We start from the raw sequence: 12,858 nt of genomic DNA, 5'->3' as shown, positions 1-12,858 counted from the left end.
AAACGAATGACCTGTTAAAACTCGCTCGCTCAAATCCGATATATACAGAAGATAGAAGTGTTAAGGAGCGGGAAGCGATATGGACAATTTAATGAACTGTCCGCAGTGCGGCAAACTTTTTGTGAAATATATACGTGAACAGTGTGATACGTGCTTTCGAGAAGAAGAACAGGATTATGATAAAGTTTATCGATTTCTTAGAAAAAGTGAGAATCGAAAGGCCACAATCGTAGAAGTGAGTGAATCAACAGCGGTTGCTGAGAGTAAGATCATCTATTTCATACACCAAGGAAGAATTCGTGTAAAAGGATACCCGAACTTCACATACCCGTGTGATGGCTGCCAAGCGCCAATTAACGATGGCCGCTTATGCGAGGAGTGTAAAACTCGTATCAAATCAGAGCTCTCGATTGAGGACTTGATCAGAAGAAAACAAGAAGAAGCATTACCTTCTTACCATACTGATGACAATTAACCTAATTTCTTTTCATTACTTAAAGATTTTTATGATTTAGCCGATACATTAAATAGATTAAAGTCTCTAAATGAGGTGACTAAAAATGCGAATTAATCATTTTAACTCTATTCAAAATAACCCATACACAAAACAGGTGCCCCATATGAAAGATAATCATGTTAAGGCTGCATACAAAAAAGATGAGATTCAAATTTCTGATGAAGCAAAGAAACTATTGTCTTCCTCAAAATTTGAACAAGACCGGATGAATAAAGTGAATGAGATCAAACAACAAGTGGATAGCGGAACATATAAAGTCAATGTTTCTAAAACAGCAGCTTCCATTATTCAACATTACAAGCAGGTATAGGGAGGATCTCATGGAAACGGCACAGATGACATCACTTCTTGAACGTTTGTTACAATCCCACACAGATCTTCTAACTCTTGGAGAACGGAAAACAGAAGTGCTTAAATCAGGAGATATGAAGTCACTAGATATTTTGTTAAAAGAAGAAGACCTTCAAGTGAAGAAACTGCAACAAATCGAAAAAGAAAGACTTGTTAAGTTCGCGAATGTCACGTTAGGTGATGTTTTAGAACAAGTAGAAGAACCTGAAAAAGAACGATTGTTGAACCTGCAAAACAGACTGGTTGATCTCTATGATGCATTAAAGAATAGAAACCAACTCAATCAAGAGTTGCTAGAGCAGTCACTTCAATATGTGAATATGTCACTTAGTATGATGCAACCTCAAAGTGAACCGGTTACCTATAACCAGACGAAAAAAAATCCTTATCAGAATACCGCAGCATCACTTTTTGATTCAAAAGCTTAAACCTACGGAGGAATTACAATGCGCTCAACCTTTCATGGATTAGAAACAGCCCGTCGAGGAATGTTTACACAGCAAACAGCTCTTCAAACGACAGGTCACAACATAGCAAATGCGAATACTCCAGGGTATAGCCGTCAAAGAGTGAACTTTGTTCAAACTGAAGCGTATCCGGCTGCGAGCATGAACCGTCCGCAAATTCCTGGGCAGATGGGAACGGGTGTCGCGGCTGGATCGGTACAGCGTGTTCGCGAAGGATTTCTTGATACTCAGTTTCGAGGAGAGAACAACAAGCTTGGGTATTGGGATGCGAGAAGTGAAGCGTTAGAGAAGATGGAAGACATCATGAATGAACCATCTGACAATGGTTTGGCGAAAACCCTTGACCGCTTTTGGCAATCACTTCAAGATCTATCAGTTAACCCTGAAGATTCAGGTGCACGTTCGGTTGTGCGCCAGCGTGGATTGGCAGTAGCAGAAACGTTTAATTATCTATCCAACTCACTAACTTCCATTCAAGATGACATAAAGTCGCAAGCAAATATCACGACAAAAGAGATCAATGCTCTACTAGACGATATCCAAAGCATTAATAAACAGATCAGTGAGGTTGAGCCACACGGCTATCTTCCAAACACACTCTACGATGAGAGAGATAGTTTAGTAGATCGTTTATCCACTCTACTAAATGTAGAAGTTACTACAAAACCAAGTGGCGGCAAACCAGATCCACTAGCTGCCGGACTTTATGATATTAAGATGAAAGATAAAGATGGTACTGAGTTCACATTAGTAGATTCTGCAAGTGGAACGGTTAAGCATCTTTCAATTAAATATGATGATGCAGCAGGTGGAAATGGATTAGCTGATAGTGTGGAAGTGGGCGGTGTTCCGATTACTATCAGTAAATTTGCGGGCGGTAAGCTACAAGGTTTGATAGAGTCCTATGGTTATAACGACAATGGTTCTGTTAAAGGAATCTATCCAGAAATGCTTGCAAACCTTGATCAAATGGCTTTTCAGTTTGCGACAGAATTTAATGAAGTTCACTCTAATGGGTGGAGTTTATCGGAGATTGAGGCAAATGCTCATACCGGCTATAACTTCTTCGACCTTGGAGGAGTGACTGACTCAGTAAATCCTAATGGTGCAGCAAAGTTACTCAAACTTCATGATGACATGAAGGAGTTGGATAACATCGCAGCTGCGACTAACAAGTTTGGTGGGGATGGAAGTAACGCATTACTTCTAGGTGATGTAAAAAATGCGCCACTAAATTTCCCCGGTAGTAAATCATCCTTACAAAGCTTTTATGAAGGCGCAATCGGGAAGATGGCAGTTGATGCACAGCAAGCTGTTCGTTTAACGAACAACTCAGCTGTATTGACGGATTCCGTTCAACAACGCCGCCTGTCTGTAAGTGGTGTTTCTCTAGATGAAGAAATGACAAACATGATTCAGTTTCAACATGCATATAACGCATCTGCTCGAAACATTACAGTAATCGACGAGATGCTAGACAAAATCATTAACGGCTTGGGTGTCGGCGGAAGGTAGGTGCAAGTAAATGCGTGTAACGCAATCGATGTTATCTAATAATATGCTACGCCATATAAGTAAAAGCTATGAAAGTATGGCCAAAACACAAGAACAATTAACAACAGGTAAAAAGATTAGCCGTCCATCGGATGATCCGGTCGTTGCGATGAAAGGCATGACATACCGAACAAACTTAACCGAGGTTGAGCAATACAAGCGTAACCTATCTGAAGCGTACAACTGGATGGAGAATAGTGATGCTGCACTTGATAAAGCAACAAGTGTGATGCAACGAATTCGTGAGTTGACCGTTCAGGCAAGTAACGGAACCTATGAAGAATCTCAAAAAGGTATGATTGGAAAAGAGATTGAGCAATTAAAAGAACATCTCGTTTCCATCGCCAACACACAGGTTGCAGGGAAGTACATTTTTAATGGAAATGATACTACGAATAAACCAGTTGATCTCAGCGAGACACCATCTGTTTCGGAAAATAAAAATTCAGTTAATCTAGCATTATCTCAAGGTATTGAAGTAGCAGTTAACATCAACCCTAAAAACGTATTTACACATACGGCTGGTCCACCTGAAAGTGGTTTATTTGGGGATATTAATGAATTGAAGAAAGCCCTTGAAAGTACTTCAGGAGAAGACATTGGTGGATTTTTAGATAAGTTAGATTCACATATTAATAACTTAGTTGCCGAACGTGCTGAACTAGGGGCAAGATACAATCGTGTAGAACTAATTGATGCTCGAATTGGCGAGCAAGAAGTCATAGCGAATCGTATACTTTCTGATAATGAAGATGCGGATATCGAGCGTGTGATTACAGATCTAAAGATGCAAGAGAGTTTACACCGTGCGGCATTAGGGGTTGGATCTCGCATCATGCAACCGACACTTATGGACTTTTTACGATAAATCTAAGAGAGCTATCCTTGTGATAGCTCTTTTCTTGCAATTAAACCTTTTGGAGGGATCAATAATGAATGTTCCTCAACTTAGATTAGAATCAACGAATGCTAGAATAGGACTACAAACACAGAAGCCTGTTCAAGAAATCCAACAAGCTCCTGCTGATTTGCAAATCAAACAGCCAAAAGCAGAACTAGAAGTGAATCGAACACCAAGTCAGTTAACCATCGATCAAACAGAAGCTTGGGCTGATATGGATTTAAAACACATTTCACGGAGAATAGAAGAGTTTGCACAACAAGGATATGAGGATTGGCTAACAGGCCTAGCTCGCATGTCTCAAGAAGGCGATGACTTGATGAGTGTAGAGAACGGTGGCAACCCAATTGCGGAACATGCGAAAATGAACAGTGAAAGTCCGATGTATGAATTTAACATCGGCTTTATTCCAAGAGCAAATAGTGTGAAAATTAATTATCAACCAAGTAAAGTTCAACTAAATTGGCAGACTCACAAACCAGAGATTGATGTTACGATTAATAGACCACAGCATCAGTACACTCCTGGTAAGGTAAACGTTAGTATGGAACAAATGCCTTCTTTAACAATTAATTTGACTGCATAATAACCAAAAAGGTAAAGGGTGATTGCGATGATACTTCATACAAAATTTGAAGAAATTATAGAGATATGTGAGGAAGATATATTACGTTTTGAACAAGGTTTACCTGGTTTTGAAGACGAAAAACACTTTGTTCTTCTTCCGATGGAAGGAACTCCATTTTCAACACTTCAATCGGTGTCCACTAAAGAATTAGCTTTTTTTACTACAAATCCTTTTTTGTTCTTTAAGGATTATGATTTTGAATTAATAGAATCGGTACAAAAACAATTAAAGATAGAAGAAGAATCTGATGTGTTGGTTCAGGTCATCTTAACGATTCAAGAACCACTAGAAAAATCGACAGGTAATCTTCAAGCACCAGTAGTGATTAATGTAAAGGAAAACTTGGCAAAGCAAGTGGTATTAACTGATAACAAATACCGAACAAGACATGTATTATTAGAAACTAGCATTGTCGGACAGGAGGGTTAACGAATGCTTGTATTAACCCGAAAATTACAAGAGGTGATTAAAATTGGGGAAGATATTGAATTAACTGTGTTATCCATAGATGGTGATCAAGTAAAATTAGGAATTTCGGCTCCTAAACAGATAGAGATTCATCGTAAAGAAGTCTTTCTATCTATCCAACAAGAGAACAGCCAAGCAGCGAGCACTTCAATTAACACATTCCAAGCATTAAAAAAGTTAAAAAACACGTAAAACCCATTAAAGATGTTTCTAATTACTCCGATATAACGAATGTAGGAACAAGCAGTACTTTTAACGGCCGTAAAAGTACGCGTGTTTCATTAAAAGAATCCAACCACAAGGACGTGGGCGGAACACATTCAAGGAGGAAATTAAAAATGAGAATTAATCACAATATCGCGGCGCTTAACACTTATCGTCAGTTGAACAGTGCAGCTACTGGTCAGTCAAAATCAATGGAAAAGCTATCTTCGGGTCTTCGTATTAATCGTGCTGGTGATGATGCAGCTGGTCTTGCCATTTCTGAAAAAATGCGAGGCCAAATTCGTGGTTTGGACATGGCATCCAAAAATGCTCAAGATGGTATTTCATTAATTTCAACTGCTGAAGGTGCATTAAACGAAACTCACGATATACTTCAACGTATGCGTGAATTATCTGTACAATCTTCAAACGATACTAATACAATTGATGATCGTAAAGAAATACAGAAAGAAATAGACCAGCTTACTTCAGAACTAGATCGAATTGGTAATACAACTGAATTCAATACAAAAAAACTTATTAACGGTGGAGCCTCTGTTAGTGGTTCAGTAGCTGACACTGATGCTGGTGATGCAGCGAAACTTAGTATTATTGGTGGTACAGGTGACACAACTGCAGGAGCTTCCATTACACTTAGTGCTTCGACAGTAGCAACTGCTGCTACAGACGCTACTACAGCAACATTTGCTCTTTCTACAACTGCATTAGGTGCGGCTTCATCAATAACAATCAATGGTACGAAATTTGATTTTGCAGCTACTGATACTGTTCAAAATGCTTTAGATGCCATTAATGATGCGGGTATTGGTGTTAAGGCTTCTCATACTGATGGTGCAGGAATCTCTTTAGTGACTAATGACAAAGGGAGTTCTGCAAAATTCACAGTGAATGCTGTTAGTGGGGCATTAGCAGGGTTAGCGACAGCAAGTGGTAGTGATGCAACAGTTACTGCAGCGTCAGGCTTTACAAGCTATAAAGCAGAAGGAGATACTGTGACAATACTAGATGGTGCAGCAAAAGGTTTAGAGCTAAAAGTTAATGGAGCTCTTTCAAACGTCGCTAACACCACTGTTACTGTGACATCAAATGGAACTTTAAATTTACAAATTGGTGCGAATGAAAACCAAGAAATGAACATCTCTATTAAAGATATGAGAGCAGCTGCTTTAGGGGTAGATGGTCTAGATGTAACTGCTCAATCAGGAGCTTCTACAGCAATTTCAACTTTGGACAAAGCAATCCAATCAGTATCAGCAGAACGTTCTAAATTAGGGGCATATTCAAACCGTTTAGAGCATTCAATTAATAACTTGAACACATCTTCAGAAAACCTAACTGCTGCGGAATCTCGTATCCGTGACGTAGATTATGCTTTAGCTGCTTAAGTAGTGACAAGCACAGTCGTCCTGGCTGGTAACGGCTAGAGATCATAATTGGGTGAATTGCTGGAAACCCCTTAGAGCTTTTCTTGCCACAACGTAGTTGGAAACGACAAGCGTGATGGCTTTAACAAAAGAAGAGATTGGGCAATCAGCAGCCAAGCTCCTGTCTTGAAAGAGTGGAGAAGGTTCAACGACTAGGATAGACCATCTAAGGCGAAAGCTATGGTGATGAAATCCGTAGGTGAAACAATGGTCATCAGCATTGTGAATCCGAAGTGCCCAACCCCTACTTTTATAGAGGGTGAAGATATAGTCTGGTCATTTATAAAAGTAAATGTTCGCACGATGGCGAAAGAAATGATGAACCAAACGAAGAATTCTATTCTATCTCAAGCAGCACAAGCAATGTTGGCTCAATCGAACCAAATGCCTCAAGGAGTTTTACAACTCTTAAGGTAATGGTGAGAAGGGCGTCTAACTTGGTAACGGGTTAGAGTACGACTGGGTGAATTGCTGGAACTTCCTTAGAACCTTTTATCCCACAACGTGACTGGAAACGGTGAGCGTGACGGGTTGAAAAATAAAAGGATTGGATAATCAGCAGCGAAGCTCCTAAGAGGAAACTCTGGAGAACGTTCAACGACTAGGAGATACTGTCTAAGGCAAATGCTATGACAATGAACTCCGTAGGGCGGTTAATCCGTTCGAAGTGCCCAGCCCCTTAAATGTAAGGGTGAAGATATAGTCTATTCTATGATCGAAAGACATAGTCGCGAAGCAAGCGAACCAACAACCACAAGGAGTTCTTCAACTTCTTCGTTAAAAAGAAAGGTCGTCTGTAATCAGGCGACCTTTTTGTAATTTAGATAAAATTGAAAGGAATTAGCTATGCTTTTTTATTGTGAATCTTATGTTCGTGATACTCTTTTAATCTTAGACGTTAAAGATATTGATGAACTTTCCAAATGGTGGGGGATTATGGAATTCCAAAACTGGAATTCATCTGACAAGAGATCGTTAATAGAAATAAAAGATATCAAGTGTCCCCCTTATCATGGACCTAGAGAAGGTTATTGGTACAAGTTAAATCGTAATTTTTGGGAGGATTTTGAGTTTGATTTTGAAAAGTATTCATTTGAACAAAAAAATAAATCTTTGATTTTCAGAGTGTCTGCTACTTATAAACCTAAAGAGGAATGTAATTTTTATAGTTATAAGGTGGCAAATATAGATGAAAAATAATTACTTTAATATAGAAGCAAACAGCGAGTTAGAATTGAATATTATAAAAGTAGGACACGGTAACTGGAACGAAATTAGAAGTGGAAAAACAAGAATATTTTATGATACAGGAGCTGACAAGCGCTGGAGACAGCTTTCTATTAGAGACTTAATTGATACTATGGATATTAGAAACGACCACGATATTCATATTGTCATTAGTCATTGGGACGTTGATCATTACCATGCTTTATTGGAATTTGAAAGTAAGCATTTTAAAAGAATTAAAAGCATTATAGCACCTTCTAATCCCCCAAAAACAAATACGTGTACTAATGTAATACAGCTACTAAAACTAAATAATGTTCATTTAGAATTTATAAAGCCAGTTTCTGTTTCAAATGGTCCATTAAAAGAAATAAAGTTGGGACTTTACAGGTTTGATAATATAATAGACGTATATAGAGCAACTAATACAAAGAATAGAAATCAAGGAGGGATTGTACTACTTGTTAAAGGGAAGAATTGTGATGCATTATTAACTGGAGATCATCATTATTCTAAACTATATAAATATATATTAAATGGTTATAGTAACAATGATAAGCCCTTAATTTTTATTACTCCACACCACGGAGGATATGCAGGAAAATGGGATATCAATAACTGGAAACAACTAAATATCCGTGAAGTTGCTATTTCATATTGTCAAAGTAATCCTTATAATCATCCAACCAGGGACAATTTATCAAAATTAATTACTTTAAATAATGGTAATGTAAGTTGTACTACAAGAAGGACATTGAATTATCTTTTATAAAAATATAAGACATCCAAAGGGTATGACACCGCACAATAAATCTTACAAATATGGTAGAACGATCTGTTCAACCCAATTTAATAATTGATCTGAAACTGTTAAAAATTTTAATAAGGATTTTATTTATTTTAGAAAACACCAGTGGACAATCTCACTTACTCTCATTCCGGTGACAGCCTGACATTTCGAAATTTCTACAATTTGGTGGGGTTGCAAGATCACTTGATAACTATAATTAATCTGTTTTTTCATATCCAAGTTCTTGAGCACACGACAATACAGGCCAATGTATTTTGTTTCGTCACTCAGAAGTTCAATCTTTAATCTTAATGATAATAATGCTTCCTGAATTTCCTTTGTTGGGGAGGTTAGTTTAATAGGAAGGTAAATAGTAGTTCTTTTAGGAGTCATCACATTGCTTAATGAACTTTTAAGCAGTGTTTTTCTATACATACAACTTACTAGGTAAGGTTGTACTAACTTCAAAAAGTAGTGTATTTGCATCTTGTTGTATATCACTAATCGTTTTGCTTTATCTATCTTAAATTCAAGGAGAAATTTTTCATTCAATATAGAGCATAAGCGTTTTAATTCCAAGGGAGTAAATGATTCTGTTGAGAGGATAATCTTTGATGGTTGTCCGTTTACTATTTTTAAATGACCGTCATCCATAAACCACCAAGCTAATGAAGTTCTTGTGAAGTGAGTTTGTAAAAGATGAAAGGGAATGATTTTCACACCGGAGGGATACCAAAGTTGTTTTAGTAGTTCTAGAGCTGGATGAGTATGAGATTGTGCATAATAGCTTTCTGTGAATCCATTTGTTATTCGAGCATCTTTCACTTTTCTGTATTTAATCGTCGGAAAAGAAATATGGGCTGCTAGTAGATCTCTAGAATGCGCGCACCATTGCTTATCTTGTAACTTATGAGAAAAACGTAATCGTGGACGTTTGTTCTTTTCAATCGTCAAATTACCATCCCCTAATAACTTACCGATCAACATAGAGATTGCGTACGCAGGTAATAGTTTACTTACATCTTCAACTAAGTCAGTCTCCATACAAACCTCCTAAAGTTATCTTTTCTATATTTTACTAAATTCCGACAACCCCTGTCGCTATTTGCAACACATTTTTTAGCAACTTTCTCTCTTTTTCGGGGTATACTCCTTTAGTAGAGAGGAGTGAAGGTGGATGGATTGGGTAATTCGGTTTCAGTCTCATTTGTGGATTTGTATCTGTTTGGCTGTGTTTAATGCGGCTGATGCTTTGTTTACTCACCGTGTTCTTTTAAAAGGTGGAAAAGAGCTGAATCCATTGATGAGCCAGTTGTATGCGATTGATCCTGTTCTCTTTTTACTCGTGAAATTTATCTTCTCTTACCTCATTCTTGCAGTTGGCCTTGTTCCTTTACACAGAAGGGTACAGTGGTTGTTGCTACTTGCTTTTGTCGTTTATACACTTGTCATTGGTTGGCATGTCTTTATCAATATCTACTATATCAAATAGAAAAGCTCTCCCAGATGGGAGAGCTCTTATTGTGCGTCTCTATTTAATTGTGTAACGGATAGGTCTTTGACTTTTGGAAGTCCTTCAGGTGGGTTTTGGATCAGTTCCGGATTATAAATAATTCTGAGCCGAGACTTATCAGGTGAGATTTGATGCTGATTGGATTGGAAATTATACGAACCATCTCCTCGTTCATCGTCGTCCCCTGAATTTGAGGTAACTTTTCCTCTTGTCGCGTTCAGCACAACTTTTCTTCCAAACACGCCTCCTTGAATCTCAACATTAGAACCTACTCCATAGATCTCCATCAAATCTTCTGAGTAGAAGAACCCTCTGACAATATTAGGGGTATCTCCGTAAACATTGTTATTTGATATAAGGATAGATTCTTTACCAAAAAGAACTAATGATTTTTCTATATTATTTAGATCTCGAATTCCTTGTAATTTAGAGAAACGGATTGTGGTTTTACCTGTTACATAAATCGTTGAGTTGAATTTAACGTTTGCTCCCCAAATGGTAAGATCGCCATCTACAAATATAGGGCCATCAATTTCGAACTTTGGATAGTTATCTGTGTTGTAGTTGTTAATGGAAGGATTTCCAATCGTCACGTTACCTCCCAGGTAAGCACCATCCTTAAAGGTTAACTTACTCCACTTTGTAATATCTTGCGTACCTGTTATTGTAATTTTTCTGTTTGTCGATTTATCTTTTGTGCTCAACCGTTTAAAGGCGAAACTGCCGTCAATTTTCACGTTGTTGTCAGAGTTAATAAATACGTTATCATTTTCATACTTTTTGCGAAGTTGCTCTTGGTTAGCATTATTATTAAAGTTAGCATCATTCACCTTGTTTACTGTAAACGAGTTTGTTGTTTTGTCTGTGAAAAAGTACAAACTCTTTTGATCGGTAATCTTAATAGGCGCAAAGTTTGGAACACGTGTCTCAATAATAGGTACGTATTTTTTATTGCTATCTGTATACCTAGTAAATGCAGAGGCAACATTTTCCTTGTTGACTCTTTGATAGCCATACCATGATGAAAAGCCTGTTTCACGGATGTGATAATAATAGTGACGATCAACTGGTTGTTTATATAGATTTCCAGGAAGGATGAGATGGGCAGCTTTACCGTTCTCACCTTCTATGCTAGGAAAGTCAGACTGTACCCAACCATATCCTGTACCCACAATCCCTTTATCCTTCGTTATGAGGTTGCGCTCTACATAAAGATCACCTTTTATAGCGACCCCGCCATGTAGAAACATATTTCCATCATCGCTAAGCGGCGTACAGCCTATGATACCTTTACATGGATTGTAAGAACCTACAGCGTATTTTAAAGCTTCAGGAACTTGTTTCGCACCAAGTTTAATGGTGGAAATTAATGTTCTTTTCTTACCATTTACTACTGCTTCACTATGTAATGTCATGGTTTGTGTAAGGTCTTCTGGATCAGAAGATGTTTTTTGACGGTTGTATATCTTTACTTTTAGCGTTCCCTCATCAGATGGTAATGATGCTGTTGAAAGAAAGTCTGAGGCGGCATTTCTAACTTCGTACTTGTTTAATAATGTAACGAGTGCAGGTTCAAAATCTTTTACCGGTAGTCCGGCTAGTGCTTGTGTTTGTGTTTCGAGATAAGCTGACAGGTAATCAATTCCTTTTTCAGCAAGTTCAATAGACTGAACTTGTGTTTCGCGAGCATCTGTTTTCTTTAGACCGCTAAACGTAGTAGAGATTAATGAAAGTCCGCCAACAGTGAAGATCACAATCATTAGGAGTACGATAATTAAAGTGTTACCTTTTTGAGAAAGCAAGTTCTTCATCATTATTCCTCCATCAGTCCAAATTGGCTTTGTAATGAGAGTGGTTTGGCACTTGTGTTACTTTTACTCTTCACATTTAATATAATCTTTACGCTTGTACCTACCTTTAAGATAGAGGAATCTTTGAAATCAAATTTTCCTGAGCTGATGCGCTCACCGTTAATGACAGGTTCATTTTCGATAAAGCCTACCGTAACAGGTGATGTCTTTTCATAGATTAAAAGATTTCGATTACCTGCGGAAATATCTTTTACTTTTGTTGAAGGTGCCGTGTAAAGGGAGTCCATGATCTGTGACATAACGAGATCCGCTTCGTCTCGAATCAAAGTTTCATTATATATCTTGTTCTCGGTATTTAAGCCACCTACTAAAACGAAATAGATAACTGTGCCGATAACAGCAAAGAGAAAGAGAGAAAGAAGAGATTCGATTAAAGTAAGTCCTTTTTGGTTAAGCAGCTTAGTCAGCATTTTTTACATATCCCTCCACAGCTGTTGTTCGCATCTTGTTATTCATTTCATATTTTATGGTTACTTTGACTGGAAATAATTTAACTAGCAGTTCATTTGCCGATTGACGCTGTACATCAATCTCAACGTTATAAGGAATATTATTGATTGTTACTTCGTATAGGTTCTGACATTCTGTTGTTTCGCACACTGTCTTTTTGTATGTACCAACAGCAGATGAAATATCGAATGAGGAATAATCATGTTGTACTCTTTCAAGTGTCATTCTAGCAAGATTCGTAGCTACAAGCTTGTTATTGTTTCCTGAAGAGATTTGGTTGGCTTGGTTGTAAAATTGAGAGATTCCAATAACAGAAACAGAAAGAATGGTCAGAGATAGTAATACTTCTATTAATGAAAAGCCTTTTTCTGAAAGCATAATTTCAACCTCCGACATAAGTTGTGGTTCTATTGAACTATGTAATTCTATCTTTCTATATATTATACAATATTCTTCAGAAAAATTTGTTATT

At 37.6% G+C, this 12,858-nt stretch carries 17 protein-coding genes; 13 read left to right on the top strand and 4 right to left on the bottom strand.

Annotated features, from left to right (window positions below):
- Positions 1-79: 79 nt before the first annotated feature.
- From P4V41_RS03015 to P4V41_RS02960, 12 genes are all read left to right on the top strand, one after another.
- Positions 80-475, top strand: coding sequence for a TIGR03826 family flagellar region protein (locus P4V41_RS03015; RefSeq protein WP_328083349.1), 396 nt, complete (start codon positions 80-82; stop codon positions 473-475).
- An 85-nt stretch (positions 476-560) separates the two neighbouring features.
- On the top strand, positions 561-827 hold the full coding sequence (gene flgM, locus P4V41_RS03010; protein ID WP_328083348.1) for a flagellar biosynthesis anti-sigma factor FlgM: 267 nt from the start codon (positions 561-563) through the stop codon (positions 825-827).
- Between the two features lie 10 nt (positions 828-837).
- Positions 838-1,296: a flagellar protein FlgN gene (locus tag P4V41_RS03005; protein WP_328083347.1), complete on the top strand. Its 459-nt coding sequence runs from the start codon at positions 838-840 to the stop codon at positions 1,294-1,296.
- A gap of 18 nt (positions 1,297-1,314) precedes the next feature.
- Positions 1,315-2,850 (top strand): flagellar hook-associated protein FlgK, encoded by a 1,536-nt coding sequence (gene flgK / locus P4V41_RS03000; RefSeq protein WP_328083346.1) that lies wholly within the window; start codon positions 1,315-1,317, stop codon positions 2,848-2,850.
- 10 nt (positions 2,851-2,860) lie between these two features.
- Positions 2,861-3,757: a flagellar hook-associated protein FlgL gene (gene flgL, locus P4V41_RS02995; RefSeq protein ID WP_328083345.1), complete on the top strand. Its 897-nt coding sequence runs from the start codon at positions 2,861-2,863 to the stop codon at positions 3,755-3,757.
- A gap of 64 nt (positions 3,758-3,821) precedes the next feature.
- Complete coding sequence (locus tag P4V41_RS02990) at positions 3,822-4,376, top strand: DUF6470 family protein (protein ID WP_328083344.1); 555 nt, start codon at positions 3,822-3,824, stop codon at positions 4,374-4,376.
- Between the two features lie 27 nt (positions 4,377-4,403).
- Complete coding sequence (gene fliW, locus P4V41_RS02985) at positions 4,404-4,847, top strand: flagellar assembly protein FliW (RefSeq protein ID WP_328083343.1); 444 nt, start codon at positions 4,404-4,406, stop codon at positions 4,845-4,847.
- A 3-nt stretch (positions 4,848-4,850) separates the two neighbouring features.
- Positions 4,851-5,078, top strand: a complete 228-nt coding sequence (gene csrA / locus P4V41_RS02980) for a carbon storage regulator CsrA (protein WP_328083342.1) — start codon at positions 4,851-4,853, stop codon at positions 5,076-5,078.
- Between the two features lie 146 nt (positions 5,079-5,224).
- Positions 5,225-6,496, top strand: coding sequence for a flagellin (locus P4V41_RS02975; protein ID WP_328083341.1), 1,272 nt, complete (start codon positions 5,225-5,227; stop codon positions 6,494-6,496).
- Positions 6,497-6,715: 219 nt separating this feature from the next.
- On the top strand, positions 6,716-6,952 hold the full coding sequence (locus tag P4V41_RS21615; protein WP_419181277.1) for a flagellin: 237 nt from the start codon (positions 6,716-6,718) through the stop codon (positions 6,950-6,952).
- 519 nt (positions 6,953-7,471) lie between these two features.
- On the top strand, positions 7,472-7,735 hold the full coding sequence (locus P4V41_RS02965; RefSeq protein ID WP_328083340.1) for a hypothetical protein: 264 nt from the start codon (positions 7,472-7,474) through the stop codon (positions 7,733-7,735).
- Complete coding sequence (locus P4V41_RS02960) at positions 7,725-8,534, top strand: hypothetical protein (RefSeq protein ID WP_328083339.1); 810 nt, start codon at positions 7,725-7,727, stop codon at positions 8,532-8,534. Before P4V41_RS02965 ends, P4V41_RS02960 begins: the two co-directional genes overlap by 11 nt.
- A gap of 123 nt (positions 8,535-8,657) precedes the next feature.
- Here the strand turns inward: P4V41_RS02960 and P4V41_RS02955 are convergent, their stop codons facing one another.
- Positions 8,658-9,596, bottom strand: a complete 939-nt coding sequence (locus P4V41_RS02955) for an endonuclease (protein ID WP_328083338.1) — start codon at positions 9,594-9,596, stop codon at positions 8,658-8,660.
- Positions 9,597-9,729: 133 nt separating this feature from the next.
- Between P4V41_RS02955 and P4V41_RS02950 the strand changes: the two genes are divergently transcribed.
- A complete protein-coding gene (locus P4V41_RS02950) occupies positions 9,730-10,044 on the top strand; it encodes a DUF5658 family protein (protein WP_328083337.1) in 315 nt (104 codons plus the stop codon).
- Positions 10,045-10,070: 26 nt separating this feature from the next.
- Here the strand turns inward: P4V41_RS02950 and P4V41_RS02945 are convergent, their stop codons facing one another.
- Genes P4V41_RS02945 through P4V41_RS02935 form a run of 3 tightly spaced genes read right to left on the bottom strand, consistent with a single transcriptional unit; the run spans position 10,071 to position 12,764 of the window.
- A complete protein-coding gene (locus P4V41_RS02945) occupies positions 10,071-11,876 on the bottom strand; it encodes a hypothetical protein (RefSeq protein ID WP_328083336.1) in 1,806 nt (601 codons plus the stop codon).
- A gap of 2 nt (positions 11,877-11,878) precedes the next feature.
- A complete protein-coding gene (locus P4V41_RS02940; protein WP_328083335.1) occupies positions 11,879-12,346 on the bottom strand; it encodes a PulJ/GspJ family protein in 468 nt (155 codons plus the stop codon).
- The gene (locus P4V41_RS02935) at positions 12,336-12,764 is read right to left on the bottom strand and encodes a type IV pilus modification PilV family protein (RefSeq protein WP_328083334.1); all 429 of its coding nucleotides are present in this window, start codon (positions 12,762-12,764) and stop codon (positions 12,336-12,338) included. The genes P4V41_RS02940 and P4V41_RS02935 overlap by 11 nt, the downstream gene beginning before the upstream one ends.
- Positions 12,765-12,858: the final 94 nt, after the last annotated feature.

The sequence above is a fragment of the Fictibacillus nanhaiensis genome (genome assembly GCF_036213205.1).
Taxonomy (GTDB): Bacteria; Bacillota; Bacilli; order Bacillales; family Fictibacillaceae; genus Fictibacillus; species Fictibacillus nanhaiensis_E.
The sequence above is the reverse complement of the archived record's forward strand: the minus strand, read 5'-3'. Positions and strand labels throughout refer to the sequence as shown.

What these genes read in the sequence shown, in the direction of transcription:
- P4V41_RS03015 (WP_328083349.1), top strand. Translation starts at nt 80, where the DNA reads ATGGACAATTTAATGAACTGTCCGCAGTGCGGCAAACTTTTTGTGAAA.
- flgM (WP_328083348.1), top strand. Translation starts at nt 561, where the DNA reads ATGCGAATTAATCATTTTAACTCTATTCAAAATAACCCATACACAAAA.
- P4V41_RS03005 (WP_328083347.1), top strand. Translation starts at nt 838, where the DNA reads ATGGAAACGGCACAGATGACATCACTTCTTGAACGTTTGTTACAATCC.
- flgK (WP_328083346.1), top strand. Translation starts at nt 1,315, where the DNA reads ATGCGCTCAACCTTTCATGGATTAGAAACAGCCCGTCGAGGAATGTTT.
- flgL (WP_328083345.1), top strand. Translation starts at nt 2,861, where the DNA reads ATGCGTGTAACGCAATCGATGTTATCTAATAATATGCTACGCCATATA.
- P4V41_RS02990 (WP_328083344.1), top strand. Translation starts at nt 3,822, where the DNA reads ATGAATGTTCCTCAACTTAGATTAGAATCAACGAATGCTAGAATAGGA.
- fliW (WP_328083343.1), top strand. Translation starts at nt 4,404, where the DNA reads ATGATACTTCATACAAAATTTGAAGAAATTATAGAGATATGTGAGGAA.
- csrA (WP_328083342.1), top strand. Translation starts at nt 4,851, where the DNA reads ATGCTTGTATTAACCCGAAAATTACAAGAGGTGATTAAAATTGGGGAA.
- P4V41_RS02975 (WP_328083341.1), top strand. Translation starts at nt 5,225, where the DNA reads ATGAGAATTAATCACAATATCGCGGCGCTTAACACTTATCGTCAGTTG.
- P4V41_RS21615 (WP_419181277.1), top strand. Translation starts at nt 6,716, where the DNA reads ATGGTGATGAAATCCGTAGGTGAAACAATGGTCATCAGCATTGTGAAT.
- P4V41_RS02965 (WP_328083340.1), top strand. Translation starts at nt 7,472, where the DNA reads ATGGAATTCCAAAACTGGAATTCATCTGACAAGAGATCGTTAATAGAA.
- P4V41_RS02960 (WP_328083339.1), top strand. Translation starts at nt 7,725, where the DNA reads ATGAAAAATAATTACTTTAATATAGAAGCAAACAGCGAGTTAGAATTG.
- P4V41_RS02955 (WP_328083338.1), bottom strand. Translation starts at nt 9,596, where the DNA reads ATGGAGACTGACTTAGTTGAAGATGTAAGTAAACTATTACCTGCGTAC.
- P4V41_RS02950 (WP_328083337.1), top strand. Translation starts at nt 9,730, where the DNA reads ATGGATTGGGTAATTCGGTTTCAGTCTCATTTGTGGATTTGTATCTGT.
- P4V41_RS02945 (WP_328083336.1), bottom strand. Translation starts at nt 11,876, where the DNA reads ATGAAGAACTTGCTTTCTCAAAAAGGTAACACTTTAATTATCGTACTC.
- P4V41_RS02940 (WP_328083335.1), bottom strand. Translation starts at nt 12,346, where the DNA reads ATGCTGACTAAGCTGCTTAACCAAAAAGGACTTACTTTAATCGAATCT.
- P4V41_RS02935 (WP_328083334.1), bottom strand. Translation starts at nt 12,764, where the DNA reads ATGCTTTCAGAAAAAGGCTTTTCATTAATAGAAGTATTACTATCTCTG.